General features: G+C 60.9%; 15 protein-coding genes and 1 pseudogene. 3 read left to right on the top strand and 13 right to left on the bottom strand.

The window, feature by feature from the left end; translation table 11 throughout:
• The first annotated feature begins 32 nt into the window (after positions 1–32).
• On the top strand, positions 33–1,607 hold the full coding sequence (locus BLW22_RS13540; RefSeq protein ID WP_065927580.1) for a hypothetical protein: 1,575 nt from the start codon (positions 33–35) through the stop codon (positions 1,605–1,607).
• Positions 1,608–1,622: 15 nt separating this feature from the next.
• On the opposite strand, the pseudogene BLW22_RS35350 reads toward BLW22_RS13540, so the two are convergent.
• The 3 genes and pseudogenes from BLW22_RS35350 to BLW22_RS13525 all read right to left on the bottom strand — a co-directional run.
• Positions 1,623–1,814: pseudogene (locus BLW22_RS35350) on the bottom strand (alpha/beta fold hydrolase); the annotation flags it as partial.
• A gap of 88 nt (positions 1,815–1,902) precedes the next feature.
• Positions 1,903–4,155: an ATP-dependent DNA helicase gene (locus BLW22_RS13530; protein ID WP_074846772.1), complete on the bottom strand. Its 2,253-nt coding sequence runs from the start codon at positions 4,153–4,155 to the stop codon at positions 1,903–1,905.
• Positions 4,152–5,801: a VRR-NUC domain-containing protein gene (locus tag BLW22_RS13525; RefSeq protein ID WP_074846771.1), complete on the bottom strand. Its 1,650-nt coding sequence runs from the start codon at positions 5,799–5,801 to the stop codon at positions 4,152–4,154. Before BLW22_RS13525 ends, BLW22_RS13530 begins: the two co-directional genes overlap by 4 nt.
• A 185-nt stretch (positions 5,802–5,986) precedes the next feature.
• Between BLW22_RS13525 and BLW22_RS13520 the strand changes: the two genes are divergently transcribed.
• Complete coding sequence (locus BLW22_RS13520) at positions 5,987–6,211, top strand: YgdI/YgdR family lipoprotein (RefSeq protein ID WP_027605784.1); 225 nt, start codon at positions 5,987–5,989, stop codon at positions 6,209–6,211.
• Between the two features lie 56 nt (positions 6,212–6,267).
• Here the strand turns inward: BLW22_RS13520 and BLW22_RS13515 are convergent, their stop codons facing one another.
• From BLW22_RS13515 to BLW22_RS13480, 8 genes are all read right to left on the bottom strand, one after another.
• Positions 6,268–7,692 (bottom strand): polyurethane esterase, encoded by a 1,425-nt coding sequence (locus tag BLW22_RS13515; RefSeq protein WP_074846770.1) that lies wholly within the window; start codon positions 7,690–7,692, stop codon positions 6,268–6,270.
• A 40-nt stretch (positions 7,693–7,732) separates the two neighbouring features.
• Positions 7,733–9,070, bottom strand: coding sequence for a TolC family outer membrane protein (locus BLW22_RS13510; RefSeq protein WP_065927585.1), 1,338 nt, complete (start codon positions 9,068–9,070; stop codon positions 7,733–7,735).
• A 2-nt stretch (positions 9,071–9,072) separates the two neighbouring features.
• The gene (locus tag BLW22_RS13505; RefSeq protein WP_065927586.1) at positions 9,073–10,365 is read right to left on the bottom strand and encodes an HlyD family type I secretion periplasmic adaptor subunit; all 1,293 of its coding nucleotides are present in this window, start codon (positions 10,363–10,365) and stop codon (positions 9,073–9,075) included.
• Positions 10,366–10,462: 97 nt separating this feature from the next.
• Complete coding sequence (locus BLW22_RS13500; protein WP_065946723.1) at positions 10,463–12,190, bottom strand: type I secretion system permease/ATPase; 1,728 nt, start codon at positions 12,188–12,190, stop codon at positions 10,463–10,465.
• Between the two features lie 103 nt (positions 12,191–12,293).
• Positions 12,294–12,662 carry an AprI/Inh family metalloprotease inhibitor gene (locus BLW22_RS13495; protein ID WP_027605779.1) on the bottom strand — a complete coding sequence of 123 codons (369 nt, stop codon included), beginning with the start codon at positions 12,660–12,662 and terminating at the stop codon, positions 12,294–12,296.
• A 49-nt stretch (positions 12,663–12,711) separates the two neighbouring features.
• On the bottom strand, positions 12,712–14,145 hold the full coding sequence (locus BLW22_RS13490; protein ID WP_074846769.1) for a serralysin family metalloprotease: 1,434 nt from the start codon (positions 14,143–14,145) through the stop codon (positions 12,712–12,714).
• 367 nt (positions 14,146–14,512) lie between these two features.
• Positions 14,513–15,616, bottom strand: a complete 1,104-nt coding sequence (locus BLW22_RS13485; protein WP_065927589.1) for a DmpA family aminopeptidase — start codon at positions 15,614–15,616, stop codon at positions 14,513–14,515.
• 9 nt (positions 15,617–15,625) lie between these two features.
• Positions 15,626–16,990: an APC family permease gene (locus BLW22_RS13480; RefSeq protein ID WP_065927590.1), complete on the bottom strand. Its 1,365-nt coding sequence runs from the start codon at positions 16,988–16,990 to the stop codon at positions 15,626–15,628.
• A 200-nt stretch (positions 16,991–17,190) separates the two neighbouring features.
• Between BLW22_RS13480 and BLW22_RS13475 the strand changes: the two genes are divergently transcribed.
• Positions 17,191–17,976, top strand: coding sequence for a helix-turn-helix transcriptional regulator (locus BLW22_RS13475; protein WP_065927591.1), 786 nt, complete (start codon positions 17,191–17,193; stop codon positions 17,974–17,976).
• Between the two features lie 294 nt (positions 17,977–18,270).
• On the opposite strand, the gene BLW22_RS13470 is transcribed toward BLW22_RS13475, so the two are convergent.
• Both BLW22_RS13470 and BLW22_RS13465 read right to left on the bottom strand, forming a co-directional pair.
• Positions 18,271–19,350, bottom strand: coding sequence for a polyamine ABC transporter substrate-binding protein (locus tag BLW22_RS13470; protein ID WP_074846768.1), 1,080 nt, complete (start codon positions 19,348–19,350; stop codon positions 18,271–18,273).
• A 60-nt stretch (positions 19,351–19,410) separates the two neighbouring features.
• Positions 19,411–19,752 (bottom strand): cupin domain-containing protein, encoded by a 342-nt coding sequence (locus BLW22_RS13465; protein ID WP_065927593.1) that lies wholly within the window; start codon positions 19,750–19,752, stop codon positions 19,411–19,413.
• Positions 19,753–19,776 lie beyond the last annotated feature (24 nt).

The following is a 19,776-nucleotide window of genomic DNA, read 5'->3' as shown; positions in this document are numbered from 1 at the left end:
CACGTGCGACGTCCTCTGTCAGGAGAGAGCTCATGTCAGCCAAAAAGAACCAGCCAGCAGTGCCGGTCAAACAGCCTACGGCCACAAAGGCTGCCGCCAAGCAGACGAGCGCCGTAACGCCCAAGGCACCCGCAAAACCCAAGGCCGTGACCTCAGCAAAAGGTAGTTTGAAGGCTGATAAAAAACGCACCCCCAAAAACCTCGACCGCCTCTACATTCCAGGCATGAGCGAAAACGTACCAGGCTTTGATGCAGGCATCCCGAAGTGGCTGTTTGAGTCAGGGGTGACGATACAGGTGGATAAAAACTGGGTCGCAGCGCCTGGCGATATCATTTCGGTGGGTAAGCTGGATAGTGCGGGAACGGTGGTGGTTTTCGCGACCAAAGAACTTACAGCCGACGACATCAAGCTCAACAACTACTTCTTTTCAGCCTCGTCACAAGACCTTCCCGATGGAAAGAATGCCCTGGTGTATGTTGTTCACTATGCCGGTGGTGCGCAGTACGACCAGTCATATCCATTGGAGGTTCTGGTAAAAACCGACATCCCTGCCGGTGATGATCAGGATCAAATAGAACCGGGGCATTCCGCGCTGAAATTCAGCCTGTCCGAAACGGTGATTGTCCCCGGCAACGCCAGCAGGGGCGTTACCGTAACCCTCCAGCTATACCCCAACCTGAATCCCACCGACCGAATCATCCTCCACTGGGGATCAGTCATCATCACTCAACAGGTCGGGGGAGCCGTGAAACCGACGGTTATCACGGTGACCTACCAGGACATCGTCGAAGCGGGCGACAGTGACCGCCTGTTGGTGTGGCTGGAAGTCATCGACCTGGTGGGGAATATTTCGACACCAGGGTCGGCAAGCATGCCGGTGTCGGTCAATCTGGACGTCACCAAGTACGACGGCCCCGTGATTGTAAATGCGGGACCGCTTGGTTATGTCGACTTGGAAGTACTCAACGAACAACCGCTTGAGGTGCAGATGTACACCCCGCCAACGGTTGGGCTGAAAGACGACTTGTACGATGTGATGTTCCGCTCATACCCGCCGAAGGGCGGTGTGAAGGTGGTTCACCAATTTGTGCCTATTAGGATTGCCGGGAGACCGGTATCGGCGTTCTTCGACTTCCTCGACGTACGGGCTGCCGCTGAAGGCCGCCTGGAGATCAGCTTCGTGCTGAGAAAGGCTGCCCCGCCCTTTGAGATCTATTCCAAGAAAACAACGGCCGAGGTCAAAGGCTCCATTTTCCGCCTGGAAGCACCTACGGTTGAAGGCTACCCAGACGATCATATCCACGACAATCCAGAGCACGTGATCGTCAACATTCCTTACTACGCGTGGCGCCAACCGACCGACCGCATTTCGTTGATCCTGCGCTACGTAAAATCGTTGAACGACATCATTCTGCACATCGAAGAAAAAGAGGTCGGCCCATCCTGGCCGGAACGCTCACCGGTGCAGCGCTTGCTCGAGCGTGTGCAATTGCAGCAGTTCAAAGGCTACCGTCCTGAACTGTATTACGTGATCTCCACCGGTTTCACCCAGGCACGTGCAGTGGACTTGAACGAATCCTGGCGTCGGGCACTGACCATCAGTTGAGCACGCCGCAGGCCCTCAACCGGTGCGGTCTAAAAAGTCGAGTAGCAACGTATTGACCTGCCGCGTTTGCTCGCTCTGGATCCAATGGCCACAGTTGTCCAGGACATGCTGTTCAAGGTCAGGCACCCACTCGGGCATTCGCTTGAGTGGGTGAGCTTCAAACACACCTACAGGATCGCGACTGCCAATCAGGAATAGCGCTGGCTTCGGCTCATTGGCGAGGCCTGTCTGAGGTTTTTTTCCAGCCTGCGGGATCCGTTGGCTAAGGACCAGCATCATTGATGGCAGGAATCACTCAATCAACTGCCCACCACCTCGGCAACAACTGCCGCACCCTGCCCTCCCCAAACCGATCATCCATCAACATCACCACGCCCCGGTCGTGCTGGCTGCGGATCACCCTCCCCGCCGCCTGCACGACCTTTTGGATGCCGGGGTACAGGTAGGTGTAGTCGTACCCTGCGCCAAAAATCGCCGCCATGCGCAGTTTTATCTGCTCGTTGACCGGGTTGAGTTGCGGCAATCCCAGGGTGGCGATAAATGCGCCGATCAGGCGTGTGCCCGGCAAGTCGATGCCTTCACCGAACGCGCCGCCCAGCACGGCAAAACCGACGCCTTGGCTGTGCTCGGTGAATTGATCGAGAAAGCCTTGGCGTTCAGCCTCGGCCATGCCCCGCGACTGTTGCCACAGCGGGATCCGCGGGTGTGTTTCGGCGAGCAGTTGCGCCACCTGTTGCAGGTAATCAAAGCTTGAGAAAAACGCCAGGTAGTTACCCGGTTGCAGGGCGAACTGGCGGGCGATCAGCTCGACAATCGGCGCCAGCGAGGCTTGGCGATGCACGAAACGGGTGGAGATTGCGTCGACAATGCGTACCTGCAGTTGCTCGGCCTTGAACGGCGATTCCACATCGACCCAAGCCGTGTCCGTCGGCAGCCCAAGCAGGTCGGCGTAGTAGTGGCGTGGGCTCAATGTGGCGGAGAACAACACGCTGCTGCGGGCTGCCGTCAAGCGCGGCCGGATGAATTCGGCGGGTACCACGTTACGCAGGCACAGGGTCGAGCTGCTGCGTTTGCCGCCGAGCTGGCGCTTGCTGATGTCGAAGATGAAGTGCTCGTTGAACAGCTCGGCGACCTTGGTAAATTGTAGCGCTTCGAAGTAGAAGGCTTGCAGGTCACCGCTGAGGGCTTCGGGGTGGTCGTTGAAGTAATCACCCAGGGCGCTGGTGCACAGGTTCAGGGCCTGGAGCAGTTTGTCCGGCCTGGAGGCATAGGCTTGGTACGGCGCGACCTGGTCTTTGTGCAGGGCGTTCCATTCGCGGTTGAGGCGCTGCAGGGGTTTCTTCAGCGGCTCGGGCGCGGTGTCGCGCAGGATCTTCAGGCTGTACTGGTCGAGGCTCGCGCTGTACATCGAGCGCGCACGTTCCACCAGGTTGTGGGCTTCGTCCACCAGCACGGCAGCGCGCCATTGGTTGAGTTGGGCCAGGCCGAAGAGCATGGCGCCGAAGTCGAAATAGTAGTTGTAGTCGGCAACCACCAGGTCGGCCCAGCGTGCCATTTCCTGGCTCAGGTAATAGGGGCACACCCTGTGATCGAGGGCGACATTGCGCAGGTTGTGTTGGTCGAGCAGGCGGACCTTGGACGCGGCAAGGCGGGCGGCGGGCAAACGGTCGTAGAAGCCCTTGGCCAAGGGGCAGGCGTCGCCGTGACAGGCCTTGTCCAAGTGCTCGCAGGCCTTGTCCCGCGCCACCAGCTCGAGAACACGCAGGGGCAGGTCGCTGCTGGCATGCAGCACCTTGGCTGCATCGAGGGCGAGTTGGCGACCGGGGGTCTTGGCGGTGAGGAAAAACACCTTGTCCAGTTGCTGGGGCGCCAGGGCCTTGAGCAGCGGGAAGATCGTGCCGATGGTCTTGCCGATGCCCGTGGGGGCCTGGGCCATCAGGCAACGGCCGGTGCTGACGGCCTTGTACACCGACTCGGCCAGAGTGCGTTGGCCGGGGCGAAAATCGGCATGGGGGAAACCCAAGGTCTGCGCCGCAACGTCGCGCGCTTCACGGTGCTGCATTTCCTGGCGGGCCCAGCCGAGAAACAGTGCACATTGCTGATTGAAGAACGCTTGCAGCTCGTCCGCCTGGAAACGTTGATTGAGCAGGGTTTCGCCTTCGCCGACGATATCGAAATACACCAGCGCCACGTCGATATCCGTGAGGCCAAGCTTCTGGCACATCAACCAGCCGTACACCTTGGCCTGGGCCCAATGCAGTTGCCGGTGGTTGGCGGGCTGGGCAGCCAGGTCGCCTCGATAGGTCTTCACTTCTTCCAGGCGGTTGGCGTCCGGGTCATAGCCGTCTGCCCTGCCCCGCACCTTCAGTTGCTGGTAGTCGCCCTCGAGGGCCACTTCGTTCTGGTAGTGCGCGCTGCGTCGCGAAGCAACGGTGCGATGGCCCGCTATACCTTCCTGGGCGCTGGGCGACGGGGTAAAGCGCAGGTCCAGGTCGCCGACCTTGGCGGTGAACTCGCACAGCGCCCGCACGGCTACGCTGTAGCTCAAGCGGGTTGCTCCGCCCAGCGTACGTAGCAGACGGTGACGGGCATCTGGTATTCACCGCAGAACTCCAGCCAACGCAGCTGGTTGTCCTGCAGGCGGTCGCCAGGGCCCTTGACCTCGATCATGCGATAGGTCTTCTGCGCCGGCCAGAACTGGATCAGGTCCGGCATGCCGGCGCGGTTGGCGCGGATATCCAGCAGCAACCGTTCGAACCAGTAGCGCAGGTGTTCGGCGGGCAGGCAGGCCAAGGCTTGTTCCAGCAGGTCTTCACTGAGCAGGTTCCAGAACACAAAGGGCGACTGGATCCCCCACTTATCGAGGTAGCGTTGGCGGATGGTGGTTGTGTAGCGCCCGTCCTGCAGTTGCGCAAAACACGCGTCAAACAGGGGGACGCGGCGCGCGTGGAAGTCTTCGCTGTGCAGGTCCGCCGGCCCACGCTGGAACGGGTGGAAAAACGCCCCCGGCAGCGGCGCGAAGATCGCATCCCAGCACAGCAGGCCGAACAGCGAATTGATCAGGCCGTTCTCGACGTAGTGCACCGGTGCATCAGGTGCGCTCAGGTGGGCCTGGACACAGGACTCCACCGACATCAACGGTTCCGGTAGCGCAAGTTCCAGGTCCAGGCGCGTGACTTCGCGGGATTTGAGCGTCGGCAGCCGGGGTTCGCCCAGCTTGCGGCGCAGGCGGGGCATCACGCGCAACAGCTGTTGCTGTTCGGCGGCACTTTCCGGTGCCTGTTGCGCGATGCTTGCCAGGGCCATGGCCTGGGCGTAATCCTCCTGGCGCTCCAGCACGCGAATCAGCCGCGCGCGGGCGCCGGGGTAGGCGCAGGTGCGGTAGACCTGCTGCGCCAGGTCCAACTCGGCACTGCGCTCGCAATACTGGCCGAGCTGGAACAACAGCTTGGCCCGGCGCTTTTCCAGCCAGGGGTTGTCGGTGTTCAGCGTGGCCACTTCAGCCAGCACCTGCGCCAGCGCCTCACCGCGTTCAAACGCCTGCTGGCATTGGTGCAGGAACAGAAAACCGTGCACGTCGGCGCGGCTGCGCAACCCCCGCGATTCGGCGCAGAACTCGACTTTTTCATAGGTGTAGATGCCCAGGTCCGCGAGGACAAACTCGGACCAGTCCTGGTGCAGGTTGCCGAAGAACATCAGCCGCAGGCGGTCGCATAACTCCATCACGGTGAGGCTGTACAGCGTGTCGGCCAGGTCCGGGCACCAGTCGGCGAAACGGCGCGTGTCGGTGAACTGCGCCGCCAACCCTTCCAGCCAATCGGCCTTCTTGCCCTTGGGCTGGTCGATCCAGGGTGCGAAGGTGCTGAGAATCTCGCCTTTTTGCAGCAAGGCGAATAATGCTTCAAATGCCAGAAGGTGGTTGTCGTCCACCCATCCCAATTCCCGCAGGGGCGCGGCAGCGGCATGGGGGCAACCGATCTCCACGTAGTGCAGCTTGCCCGCACGAAAATGCACGCCCTTGCGCATCACCATGCGCACCAAAAGCGCCTGGGAGGCTTGCGGCAACCTGTCGAATTGCTGAATGAAATGCTCTTCGTCAGGGTCGAGCAGATCGGCATAGCGTTGCCCCAGCCAATGCAGGACCTGGCGGAAGTTATGCAGGTAATAGAGCGGGTTTTCGAGGGGATTGGCCATGGTACGCATTGGTCGAATACTGGTTATGCATACAGAGTGCCGTCGTAAATGCGGTGTTGCAATCGGTAATAGATAAATGGCACACGCAACTTTTTGCATAAAAATGATCAGATGGGGAGTCGATGGCGTAACATTTGTCGCCCGCGTCCCTGGCGTGGGATTTTTCAGGGTTAAAGGTAAGGGTTATGAACATGAAGAATTTGGGGCTGCCACTGGTTGCACTCACTTTTCTGGTATTGGCCGGTTGCGCGACGCAAACCGTAGTGACACTGCAAAATGGCACGCAGTATTTGACCAAGGACTCTCCAAAAACCAAGACGGCCGACGGGTTTTATGAGTTCACCGATATCGCCGGCAAGCGCATCCGCGTCAAAGCCGACGATGTGGCCACGGTGCGCAAGGAAGACTGATTTCCAGCGGCCCGCACTGATCAAATGTGGGAGAGGGCTTGCCCCCTCCCACCGTTTTAACCGATCACAATCCCCTCCCCCGACAAGCCAACCACCCCCACCAACGTCACCGAATCCGCGCCAAAACTGATCACCGTATCCCCGCCCACGACCTTGGCGTGATCACGGTAATCCGCACTCCCCTCAACGTCCCTGAACACCAGCTTGTCCGTCGCTTGATAGCCGATAATCCGGTCCTGGCCAAACTGCCCGCTGAACAAAAAGGTGTTATGCCCGCTGCTGTCGCGGATCGTGTCATTGCCCTTGCCGCCCTCGATAAAGTCCGCGCCCTTGCCGCCCTGAATCAGGTCATTGCCGTCACTGCCAATGATGTAGGTATCGCCCTTGTGCGGTTCGGCATTGCGGTTGAGGTCCTGCACCCAGGTGGTGGCGCGTGCCGGGTCGGACAGGTTGGCGACGATAATCGTCGAGTCGCGGCTCATCTGCCCATAGAACCCGGACTCGAGGATGCGCGTCATCCCATCGCCATAACCCGTAGGCAAATGGGAGATCCAGGTCGGCAGGTTGGTGATGGAAAACGGCAGCACATTCCACAGCGTCGAAGCGTAGTGGTCGTTAAAGCTGACGATATTGTCGGTGGTCGATTCATGGGGTTTGTCATGCACGCCCAACGATGACCAATTGAAGGATGATCCGTCCAGCGCACGGAATACCGGGTCGTTTTCGTAGCCGATATTAAGCACCTTGTCGCCAGCGCTCTGGGTCGGCGAGGCGTAGGCCAGGTAGTTGGCGTCCTGGTAGAACCCCGCCCATTTGCTGCTGCTCAAGTCGGCCATGCTGTTGACCGCCAGGCCGCCCAGGCTATGGCCGCTGACCACTACGTCGTGGCCGCTGAGGCCGTGGGCACTGGCGTAGTCGGCGACGTTCTTGAGCAGGCCGCCAAAGGCTTCACCGGCATAGTTCTTCGCGTAATCCTTGGGGCCCAACGCTGCGAGCAGATCGCTGACCAGATCGCCAATGGAGTCGCTGACCAGCGTTTCCCGAGGGCCCGACGTACCGCGAAAACCGATACCGATTTCCAGCAGCTTGCCGGCTTCATCGTACTTGCCCAGCACCTCGACCTGGGCTGTGGTGTAGCCGGCTTTTTCGCCGAAGAACGTGCCTCGGGCGTCGACCTTGCCGGTATAGCCCAGGGTGCTTGCGCTGATGGGCGTCCAACCGGCTTGTTGCACGGCCTCCAAGGCGGCTTTCTCCGAATCCGGGTTCCAGGGAATGCCGGGAATCACGCCCTGGGAATCCGTACTGCCCAGCAGTGCAGCGACCAGCGTGGCCGGCAAACCGAGCCCCAGGCCGTTGTGCTGGTAGCCTACGGCAAAGCCGTTATCCAGGTTGTGATAGGCGTACAGCGTGATCGCCATGGCATCGGCGAACAACGCTTTGGAGCCCTCGGCTCCGAGGTTTTTATAGTCGAACACACCCATGGTATTGCCTCTCTGTTGTTGGAATTGTCGAGAAAGCCAATTAATGCGGTGCCGGTCCGAACGCCTCATCCACCTTGGCCAGGTCGGTGTCGCGCAGGTTGCCGGCGTAGTAGTGCAATTTGGTCCAGGCCATCAGGTAGTCGTAACGCGCCTGGGCCAGGTCGCGCCGCGTGCTGTAGAGCTGTTGTTCGGCGTTCAGCGCATCGAGGTTGACCCGCTCGCCACCGAGGATGCTCTGCTGGGTCGACAGCACCAGTGCTTCTGCGGAGGTCAGGGCCTTTTGGTAAGCGCGCAGTTTGCTCACGCCAGACAGGCACGCGCTGAACTGCCGACGCAGTTCGATCAGGGTCTCGCGGGTCTTGCCTTCCAGCTCGTACTCGGCCTGTTCCATGGCGCGACTGGCCTGGCGGGTGGACGCGGAGATGCCGCCACCGGCATACAACGGCAGGCTCACTTCGACGCCGATGGTGTTGGTGTCGTAGCGCTGGTTGTAGGTGTTGCCGCTGTCGGACTCCTGCTGGCGCGAACTGGCGTACGCAGTGACCTTGGGCAGGTGTCCGGCGCGGTTACGCTCCACTTCATAACGCGCGACTTCCAGGGCCTGGCGCTGGGACGCCAGCGTGGGGTTGTTGCTGATCGCCAGTTCATGCCAGGTGTCGTAGTTGGCCGGGGTCAGGGTGAACGCGGCGAAACCTTCGTTCAACGGGGCGAGGTCGTCGATGTTGACGCTTTGCACACCGATCAGCGCACCCAGTTCTCTAAGCGAGGCGTCCTGCTCGTCCAGCGCCTGGATCTCTTCGGCGGTGGCCAGCTCATAGCGCGACTCGGCTTCGAGGATATCGGTGCGGGTGCCCTCGCCCTGCTGGAACAGGTGCCGGTTCTGCTGGAACTGCTGCTCGAAGGCCTTCTTCTTGGCCCGTGCGATGTCGATCTGGTCCTGGGCAAACAGCGCCTGGGTGTAATAGCTCAGCACCCGCACCAGCAGCGCCTGGCTCTTGTCGCGAAAGCTTTCATCGGCGAACAGCGCCTGGGCCACGCCCTTGCGGTAGTTGGCGTAGGCCTCATAGTCGAACAGCGGCTGTTGCAGGCTGAAGGTCGAGCCGTAGCTGTTGTAGTTGCGGTCGTCGTGGTAATTGCCGCCGCGGCCGTCGGGCAAGGTGGCCTGGGAGTTGTTGCGGCCCTTGTTGTAGTTATACGACAGCTTGGGCAGCAAGCCTGCGCGGCCGATGGTGCGGTTTTCCAGGCCGGCGTCGCGCTCCTTGATCGCACCGAGAAACACCGGATCGTTACGCAAGGCCTGTTCGTATACATCGAACGGGCCCATGGCGGCCTGGGCGTTAATGCAGGTAAACAGCAAGGCGATGAACACAGCTTTCATGCTCATTCCTCGGTCAACGCGGAGCCGGCGCGGTCGAGCAGCGGCTTGAACAGGTAATTGAGCAACGAACGCTCGCCGGTGCGCACAAACATCTCGGCGGGCATGCCCGGCTTGATGACCAGGCCGTGGAGTGTCTCCAGTGCTGCCTCGCTGACGGTGGTGCGCAATACGTAATACGGCGCGCCGGTTTTTTCGTCGAGCATCTGGTCGGCGGAAATCAGGCTGACCTCCCCCGGCACACGCGGGGTGCGGCTCTGGTTGAAGGCGGTGAACAGGATATCCACCGGCAGGTGCGTGCCGACCTTGTCCACCAGGTGCACCGGCAAATGCCCTTCCACTTCCAGGCGCGTGCCCTGGGGCACGATTTCCAACAGGGTTTCACCGGCACGCACCACGGCGCCTTCGGTGTGCACGCTGAGGTTGACCGCAATGCCGTCAGCCGGTGCGTTGATCTCGCTGTGTTGCAGATCGAAGCCGGCCGAGGTGAGTTGCTGCTCGAGGGTCAGGCTGCGCAATTGCGCGTCGGCCAATTGGCTGCGCACGTCCTTCTGGTATTCCTCGCTGTGCTGCTGCAATTTCAGGCGCGATTCAAGGATGCCCTGCTCCACCCGGCCGCTCTCTCCGGTGTTCTGCGCCAGGTCCTGTTGCACCTGGGACAGCTGGCGTTGGTACTCCATCAGCCGGTTGCGCGGGATATAGCCGTTGTCGGCCAGGGGTTGCAGGTTGCTCAGTTGGTCGCGCAGGGACTGGGCCTGGGCGGTCAGGTCGCTGCGGGCGCGGCGCATGCCGTTGAGCTGTGCGGTGGCGCCCTCGATATTCGCGCGGATGCCCGCCTGTTCACGGGCAAAGGCTTCGCGACGGCTGCTGAACAATTGGCGCTGGCCTTCCAGGACCAACGCCAGTGCGGGATCGGGGTTGCTGCTCAGCTCGGCGGGAAAGGTGATAGCGGATTGATTGTCGCGCTCGCTCTGCCACCGCGCGACGCTGGCCCAGGCCATGCGGTACTGGGCCTGCAGGGACTGCACGTCGGCCTGATTCTGGGTCTGGTCGAGACGGAACAGCGGCTGGCCTTGCTTCACCAGCTCACCCTCCTTGACCAGGATCCGACTGACCACGCCGGGGCTGAAGGTTTGCACCGCCTTGCGTTTGCCCGACACCACCACCGTGCCCTGCACCGGGATACCCTGGTCCAGGGGCGCCAGGCTGGCCCAGAGGAAAAAGCCACCGGCACCGACCACGGTCAGCAGCCAGCCCATGCGTACGAAAAATCGGGCGTCGTGTTGTTCATGAATCATGCTGACATCCTTACTGCTTGACGCAAAACCTGTAGGAGCGAGCTTGCTCGCGAAAAACTCAGCGTCACCGCGTGTATCCAATCAGGGCGCATCATCGTTAACGCCCTTCGCGAGCAAGCTCGCTCCTACCTTGGGGCGCTTGGTCACGGTGGCCGGACAACGCCCGCAGCACGTCCTGGCTCGGCCCGAATGCCTGCAAACGCCCTTCGTTGAGCACCAGCAATTTATCGGCCTGGGCCAAGGCCGAAGAACGATGGGTCACCAGCACCACACTGCTGCCCTGGGCCTTCATCTGGACAATGGCGCTGGCCAGCGCGGCTTCGCCGACGGTGTCGAGGTTGGAGTTGGGCTCGTCCAGGACGATCAAGCGCGGCCCGCCGTACAGCGCACGCGCCAGAGCTACGCGTTGTTTCTGGCCGCCGGACAGACCACCGCCGTTATCGCCGAGGACCGTGTCATAACCGTGGGGCAGGCGCAGGATCAATTCATGCACGCCGGCTTGCTGCGCAGCCCGCACCACCCGCTCGGGGTCGGCCTCGCGAAAACGTGCGATGTTGTCGGCGATGCTGCCACTGAACAGTTCAATGTCCTGGGGCAGATAGCCGATGTACGGGCCGAGGTCGTCGCGGTCCCAGCGGTGAATGTCCGCACCGTCCAGGCGCACGGTGCCGGCCAGGGTCGGCCACACGCCCACCAACACACGGGCCAGGGTGGATTTGCCGGAGCCCGAGGCGCCAAGCACGCCGAGCACTTCGCCGGCGCCGAGGCTGAAGCTGACCTGATGCAGGGTGGGCATGCGCCGCCCGGGCGGCCCCGCGCTGACCTGTTCGAAGCTGACCTGGCCCTTGGGTGCGGGCAATTTCATCTGCTCCACTTCCGGCGGAAACTCGCGCAGCAATTCGTCCAGCCGCTGGTAGGCCAGCTTGGCCGAACTCCATTGCTTCCAGACCGCAATCAACTGGTCGATGGGGCTGAGTACACGGCCCATCAGGATCGAGCCCGCGATCATCATCCCGGCGGTCATGTCGCCCTTGATCACCAGCAGCGCGCCCAGACCCAGCACCAGGGATTGCAGGCACAGGCGCAGGGATTTGCTCAACGAGGTGATCACCGACCCGGTATCACTGGCTCTGTTCTGCAAACCCAGGAACTGCGAATGCACAGCAAACCAGCGGTGGCGCAACGCGCCGAGCATGCCCATGGCCTGGATGGTTTCGGCGTTGTGTAAATGGCTGGTGGCCAGCTGCGTCGACTGCTGGGAGAAGCCACTGGCCTCGCCCAAGGGTTTCTTGGTCAGGTATTCGTTGAGGCACGCAAGGCCGATCAACAGCACTGCGCCGGCGGTGGCCAACACCCCGAGCCAGACGTTGAAGAGGAAAATCACCAACAGATAGATGGGAAACCACGGCGCATCGAAGAACGCAAACAGCGCCGGCCCGGTGATGAATTGGCGGATATGGGTCAAGTCACCCAGGGATTGCCCGGCATGCCCCTGGCCGCGTTGCAGGTTGCGTTCGAACGCAGCCTTGTACACGCGCAAGTTGAAACGCCGCTCCAACTGGCTGCCGATGCGGATCACGATAAAACTGCGGATGACCTCGAGCAGGCCAATAAACGCAAAGAAGCCCACCACCATCAGGGTCAACATCACCAGGGTGGTTTCATTCTGCGAGGAGAGCACACGGTCATACACTTGCAGCATGTAGATCGACGGCACCAGCATCAACAGGTTAATCAGCGCGGTAAAACAACCGACGCTGATCAAGATGCTCTTGTATTCACCCAGCGCCTTGAATAAAGGCGCAACCGCATGGGGCCTGGCCATAGGTTCTGATCTTCCTTGAATCAAATTACGCGCATAAGTTTGCCGTCCTCCGCGATAGAGGCCGCTCAACTAATGAAATCGAGTTATAGGCTTATAACAACAACTAAGGCACTCGTTTTAATTCAACCACGGTGCCGGACTTCGTCCGCGCCTGATACTCGCCGTCTTTCTGACGATTCAAATGGGTGATCCCGCTGCCTTCGGCATTGAACAGCCAGATACCGTCGGGTGTGGGCGACCAGGTCAGGGGCTTGTCCCCCAGCCACTGCGCCACGCAGGCCACATCGCCGCCCAAAGCATTGGCCTGCTCGAGCAGGTCCAGTGCACACACCTGATCCTGCTGGTGCAACTGCCAATGCCCGGCCAGCTGGGCGCTGGTGGGTAAAACAAGACTGCTCGCCATTGCGTGGGCTCCTGCCGACACGAACATCACCTGCAATACGCAGGCGATCACATTGTAAAAACGCTGCATCTGTACGCTCCAGCCTGGAGACGCGGCGCTTGCGCGCCGCGCCCGTGCATCATGCCACGATGTCGCTGACCGCTGCCTGGCCGACGGTGGTGACGAGGAAATCCGCCACGCCGTGCCCGGAGAAGTCGACGGCCAGGGTGCCCAGGTTGGTGCCTGCCGCGTAGGTCAATACCGCATCGCCGGCATGCCCGGTAAAGGCATTGACGAAGGTCAGGCCGGCCCCTTTGGTGATGCCGCTGAGGTCGATCTTGTCGGAGCCCGAGGTGAAGTCAAAGATCTTGTCCGCCGCCCCTGGCTTGGAATCGGAACTGGCGCCGAACACAAACGTGTCGTTGCCCGCGCCGCCCCACAGTTGATCCGCGCCGCCGCCACCGTAGATGAGGTCGTTGCCGGCCCCACCCTTGATCACGTTGGCCGCGTTGTTGCCGATGATCAGGTCATTGCCCGCACCGCCGAACGCGTTCTCGACGGTCACGCCCTTGGCGATGGAGACGTTGCCGACCAGGCCGCCAACGTCGGAGAACGAGGCCTCATTGAGGTTGATCTTCTGGTTCTGGGTGAAGCCGGAGAAGTCCAGGGTGTCATTGCCGCCACCGTCCCAGACCGAGAACACCAGCTTGTCGGCGTTGGACGTGGCGCTGAGGAAATCACGCCCGGTGTTGGAGTTGAACCCGTAGGTGGTGTCGCCGGCGCGGGTGTTGTAGTTGGCACCGTAGAGCTTCTGGATCGCGGCGATGTCGTCGATCAGCGGGCCAGAGGCATAGGCTTCTACCCCGCCTTTACTGAAGTTCTGGTTGGTGTTGCTCTCGCTCCAGTAACTCATGAGGCTGTAGCCGCGCGTGTCCTGTCCATAGGTCGCGTCGTTGTAGGTCGGGGCGCCTTCGCCGGCGTTGTAGTCGCCAGGGTGAGCCAGGCCCAGGGTGTGCCCGATTTCGTGGGTCAGGGTCTGCCGGCCGTAGTTGTTCAGGTCCGGGGTCTTGTTCGGCGTGTAGCTGTTGTTGGTCAGGTACCACGAGGTGCCGTCGTAGCCTGCACCGGTGCCGGGCAGGTAGGCGAAGGCTGCCGCGCCGTCCTGGCCGCTGCTGTAGTTGGCGAATGTCATGTGGCCGTCACCGCCGGTGGCTTTCTCGGTGAAGGTGACGTTGGCCACGTCCGACCAGGATTGCATGGCCAGGGCGGCCTGTGCTTTCTGCTGGGCGTTGAACTGGCTGAAGCCCGAGATACCATGTTTGTTCATGGTGCTTGAGGACGCCGAGGTCAGGAAGGTGTAGGTCAGGTCGATCTTGCCGTTGCCGTCAAAGTCCCGGTACGCGGCGCCGTCGCGCAGCAGCTGGGTGGCCGCCTGGTCAACGGTGTAGGAGGGTTTGCCATTGATCGTGAGATTGCCGCCACGGTCATACAGATGGCTGAAGCTATCGATTTGCGAGTAAGCGGTGCTGGCTTGCGCCGCCGACACGATAGCCTTGTCTTTTGCTTTTGACATAAACGTACTTCCTTGTTTGCAAATGCATCAGTCTTGGGTCGATAGGAATCCCGTGGGCGAGATCGTCCTATCACTCGCCTCTTTTGAAGGCGTCACGAAACTGACACAACTTGAAATCTTTCGTCTACATCTTTTCCAGCATGAAAATCGGGCAACAAACATGCATTCCAAGTTAGGCGCCGTATCTGTTGGGCAACGTTGCTGTTGTCCGACAAAAGACAGCGGAGGGTTATTTAAATATTAAATAGCGCTAAAGCCGCTCAAGTTGAACGGCGCACTTGATAATTGGATCCATTGTATTGTCACGGTGTCATTGACGACATTAAACAGCCGCTGTTTATATTTATATATCGGCGCTGGCCCTCCATTATCGGGACGCGCGCCAGCCCGTGTCGTGCAATGCCCGTATCAACGTTTCGCCTTTCAAGCCCGGCACCTGTACGCCGTCGTCGGTCACCATGTCTTCGCCCGCCAGGATTGCGTTGATGATCGCCTCCTCCACCGCCTCCGCCGCAGCGCTGAACAGCGGGGATATATGATCGTTATTCACCATCTGCAAGGTGCTGCTCAACGGCAGGCCCTTGCGCGCGTAGTCCGCTGGCGGCAGTTCCTGGTTGCCAGTGGCGAAGGCCAGGAACAGGTCGCCGCTGGAATCCTCGGTGCCGCCGCCGGTGCGCGCGATGCCGATAGACGCGCGTTGTGCCAGGCGCTGGCATTGGTGCGGCAGCAGGGGCGCATCCGTGGCGATGATCACCACGATCGAGCCCATGCCCGGCGTGCCTCGTTCGGCAAAGGGTGACGGCAGGTCCATCAAGCGGCGGCCTACCGGATAGCCGTCGACCCGCAGTTCCTGGCGCTTGCCATGGTTGGCCTGGACCAGCACGCCGACAGTCCAACCGCCCTGCTCTGCCGGCAAACGGCGCGAGGCGCTGCCGATACCGCCCTTGAATTCATGGCAGATCATCCCCGTCCCACCGCCCACCGCGCCTTCTTGCACGGGGCCGCGTTCGGCGCTGTCCAGCGCCTGGCGCACATGCTCGGGGGTGACGTGCTGGCCCCAGATATCGTTGAGCAGGCCGTCGTAGGTTTCCATCACCACCGGCATGCACCAGTACACCGCCGGGTCCGCCAGGCGCTTGTGCTCCAGGGCAATCAAGGTGTCGCGCACGATGCCGATGCTGTGGGTGTTGGTGATGGCCAGCGGCGTGGTCAACAGGCCCGCCTCGCTGATCCATTCCAGGCCAGTGGCGTCGCCATTGCCGTTCAGCACGTGATACCCGGCAAAGCATGGCTGCAACCGCGCTTCCCCGGCGCGGGGCTGGACCACGCTGACGCCAGTGCGCACCTGTTTACCGTCGACGCGGGTCTTGAGCGTACAGTGACCGACCCGAACCCCGGGAACGTCGGTGATGGCATTCAACTCGCCGGGTGTGCCCAGCCCCAGCGTGATGCCCAATTGACGTGCACGCATAACCACTCCTTACAATTTTTGAAAGGCCGGACTCGACCGGCCACTGATGCAATACAGAATCACCGACAGGGCCAGCAAGCCGATGATGATCATGATGTCGCGTACTGACGCCGCGTAGATCAAGGTCACCAGCAAGTAACCCGCGCCCAGTGCAGCCAGCAACGCCGGCAGCGGCCACAGCGGCATGCGATAGGGATGCTCGCGGTCGCGCAGCAGCACGCGGCTCATCAGCGCGCTCAACGCCACCACCAGGTACACCAATATGATCAGCAATACGCTGAACGAGGTGAGGTCGGTCAGGTTGGAGCTGAAGCTCAGCAACGCCGACGGGATCGCCAGGAACAGCGTGGCCAGCCAGGGTGAATCCCAGCGCGGATGAATGCGGGTAAACAGCTTGTTGATGGTAGGCGTCCACAATGCATCGCGCCCGCTGCTGAACACCACGCGGCCAATCTGGATAACGATGGCGACGATGGCGTTGAACACCGACAGGAAGATGCCCGCGCTGACCAGGCGCGACAGGGTTTCATTGCCATGACTGGTGAGCAGGTAGCCGATGGGGTCCGGACTGCTGATCATCGCACTCAGTGACGGCGCGCCGATCAGCAGCGCCGTGATCGGCACCAGCTCGATCACCACCACCAGGCCCAGGGACCACAGCACCGCCTTGTGTACGCCCTTGCCCCCGCATTTCATGTCTTCGGCCAGCAACACGGCGGGGCCGTAACCGTTGTAGGAAAACAGGCCAATGCCTACCGCGCCGATCACCAGGGCCCAGGGCGCCAGGTGCAACACACCGTTTTCGACGATCTGGGGTTGAAACAGCACGCTGGCCGGCTGCACCGGGTTACCGAAGCCGATGCACACGATCACCAGCAACGCCGCGACTTCCAGCAGCAGGCAGGCCCCGGTGATCCAGGCGTTGAGCTTGATATTGAGGATACCCAGGGCGTAGCTGCACACCACGATCACCAGGGCCACGGTTTGCGCGTCGAATCTGGTACCCAAAGCATTGTTGAGGTAGGTTGCGGCACCGGTGGCCAATACCGGCGGGATAAACAGCAGCATCACCAATACGGTCAGGAACGTCGCGTAGCCGGCCATGCCGCCGAACACGCGCTTGGCATACACATACTCGCCACCGGCGCTGTTATGGGCGCGGCCCAGTTCGGCGTAGCAAAACGCGAACATCAGCGCGAGCAGCCCTGCCATCACGAACGCCAGGAACACGCCGCTGCCAGCCTGCTGGATGGCAAAGGGCGCGATCACGAAAACGGAACTGGCGGGGGTCACAGCCGAAACGGTAATGGCCACCACATCGAAGACGCTCAGGGTGGGTTTCAGCACGCCGTCGGGCGTGGGGGAAGTGCTCATATCGTTATCCTCTGTCGTTGTTCTTGGTGTGAGGCAGAAACGAAAGGTCTGAAAGTGGCGGGATATGTTTCCCGCTGAATGATGCCAAAGGTAACCGTGGGGTTTATGCCAGCCAATTCCCCTATTGGCGTACTCCCCTTGACGGCACCCGGCAAAAGCCGAACCCTTGGGGCGATCTTTTGTTGGCGGGAGCTTGCTACATGAGCCTGTTTCGTGAAGTCGGCATGCACGCCGGCCTGGGCCGCACTGTTGCGCACATCGGCACCGAGCGTTTCTGGAAACAGCTGGTGCTGTTGTTGCACCAATGCGTACCCTTCGATAACGCGCTGGCGATCTTCTATCCCGTGGATGGTGCGCCCCAGGCACTGGAAGAGTACGACGCCCAGCCGAGCAGCAAGCCGGCGTCGATGCTGGTGTACCTCAATGGCCTGTATTTGCTCGATCCGTTTTTCCAGGCGTGTCGCGAGGGGTATGCCAGCGGCGTGTACCGGCTTGAGGAAGTGGCGCCGGACCATTTTCGCCAGAGCGAGTATTTCCTCAGCTACTTCCACGACAACGTGCTGGAAGACGAGGTGCAATTGATCCTGCAGTTGCCGGGCGCGGGGACGTTGTCGCTGTCACTGGGCATGCAGCGGCGATTCAGCGTTGAGGAGACCGGGTTGCTGACGACGCTGGCCGCCTGGGTGCTGCCGTTGATGCAGCAGCACTGGCAACAAAGCACCCGGCGCGCGCCGGCCATGGACAGCCAGATCCGGGATGCACTGAGCCAATTCGGTTGCGGTGTGCTCTCGGACCGCGAACTGGAAATCGCCCGCCTGGTACTGCGCGGATTCTCGTCCAAGGCCATGGCCGAGCGCCTGCATATCTCGCCGGACACGGTAAAGGTGCACCGCCGGCATCTGTACGCGAAGCTGGACATCTCGTCACAGCCGGAACTGTTTTCGTTGTTTATCCAGTCGTTGGGGCATGACCTGGAAAACCCGTGAAGCCCAGGGTGTACTCAAACCAAGTGTGGGAGGTCCCACAATCTCTTCGACCTAGCGCTGTCACGCAGAAAACTGGGACCCCTGTGGTGAGCGGGCTTGTCCCGCGTCGGGCTGCGCAGCAGCCCCAAAACCAGGCGCAGAGGAATACCTGATACACCGCATTCGTCTTCATCAGGGGCGCTTCGCACCCCAGCGCGGGACAAGCCCGCTCACCACAAGAATGCGGTCGCCTGAAATTGTTTATGCAAGACTCAGATTAATGGGGGGCTCGCCCTCCCCCCACATCAGACTTCTTCAGCGGCCCATTCGAATGGTGTTCCACACCCGCGTGCGAATCCGGTCGATGTTCAGCGGCATCGCCTCCAGCGCGAATAACTTGCCCATCATTTCGTCGCTGGGGTAGATCTTGGTGTCCGCCTTGATCTCAGGGTCTACCAGGCTATCCGCTGCACGGTTGCCGTTGGCGTAGTGCACGGAGTTGGTGATGTCCGCCATCACCTGGGGCTCCAGCAGGTAGTTCATGAACGCGTAGCCGGCCTTTTCATCGGGGGCATCGGCGGGCATGGCCACCATGTCGAACCAGATGGCGGCGCCTTCCTTGGGAATCTGATAGCCGATCTTCACCCCATTCTTGGCCTCCTTGGCGCGGCTTTCGGCTTGCAGTACGTCGCCGGAGAAACCGACCGCCACGCAGATGTCGCCATTGGCCAGGTCGCCGGTGTATTTCGAGGAGTGGAAGTACGCCACATAGGGGCGCACTTTCATCAGCAGCGCCTCGGCCTTTTTGTAGTCTTCGGGTTTTTTACTGTGGGGCGGCAGCCCCAGGTAGTTGAGGGCGATGGGCAGCAATTCCGGGCCATTGTCGAGGATCGCTACCCCGCACTTGCTGAGCTTTTCCATGTATTCGGGCTTGAAGATCAGGTCCCAGGAATCAACCGGGGCGTCATCCCCCAACACGGCCTTGACCTTGTCGATGTTGTAACCGATGCCGGTACTGCCCCACAGGTACGGGAAGCCATGGGCATTACCCGGGTCGTTGTTTTCCAGGGCCTTGAGCAGTACGGGGTTGAGGTTTTTCCAGTTGGGCAACTGACTCTTGTCGAGCTTCTTCAGGGCGCCGCCCTGGATCTGCCGTGCCATGAAGTGGTTGGACGGAAACACCACGTCGTAGCCGGAGTTACCCGTCATCAGCTTGCCGTCGAGGGTTTCGTTACTGTCATACACGTCGTAGCTGAAACCGATGCCGGTTTGTTTCTGGAAATTCTTCGTTGTGTCCGGCGCGATATAGCTGGACCAGTTGTAGATCTTCACCGTCTCAGCGGCTTGGCTGATAGCGGCCACCCACATCAAGGGCAACAGGGCAATGGCTTTCATGGTTCGATTTCCTGGCGATTTTAGGGCTGTTTTTATGGCAGGCGATCAAGGATCAAAGCGTTACAAAATCAGTACGTAGGTTTTGCGCACGGTTGCCTGGATGTCCCAGATACCGGTGCTGTTGGCCGGCAACATCAGTGCGTCACCGGCTTGTATGTGAACGATTTCACCGTTGTCAGGGGTGAAGGTGCAGCGACCCTGGATAAAGTGGCAGAACTCCTGGGATGTGATCTGCCGACGCCAGCGGCCCGGGGTGCATTCCCAGATACCGGTCTCGACGCCGTCGCTGCGTTCAACGCTCAAGGTCGAGGCCACGGCGATCGGCTCGCCCAGGGGCACGGCCACCGGTGATGAGTCCGGCAGTTGGGCATGCAGCGCGTCTTTGAATTGAGTGATGCTCATGGGGTTTTCTCGTGTAGGTGAAAC

The organism is Pseudomonas marginalis (assembly GCF_900105325.1).
GTDB classification, from domain to species: Bacteria; Pseudomonadota; Gammaproteobacteria; order Pseudomonadales; family Pseudomonadaceae; genus Aquipseudomonas; species Aquipseudomonas marginalis.
The sequence above is the reverse complement of the archived record's forward strand: the minus strand, read 5'-3'. Positions and strand labels throughout refer to the sequence as shown.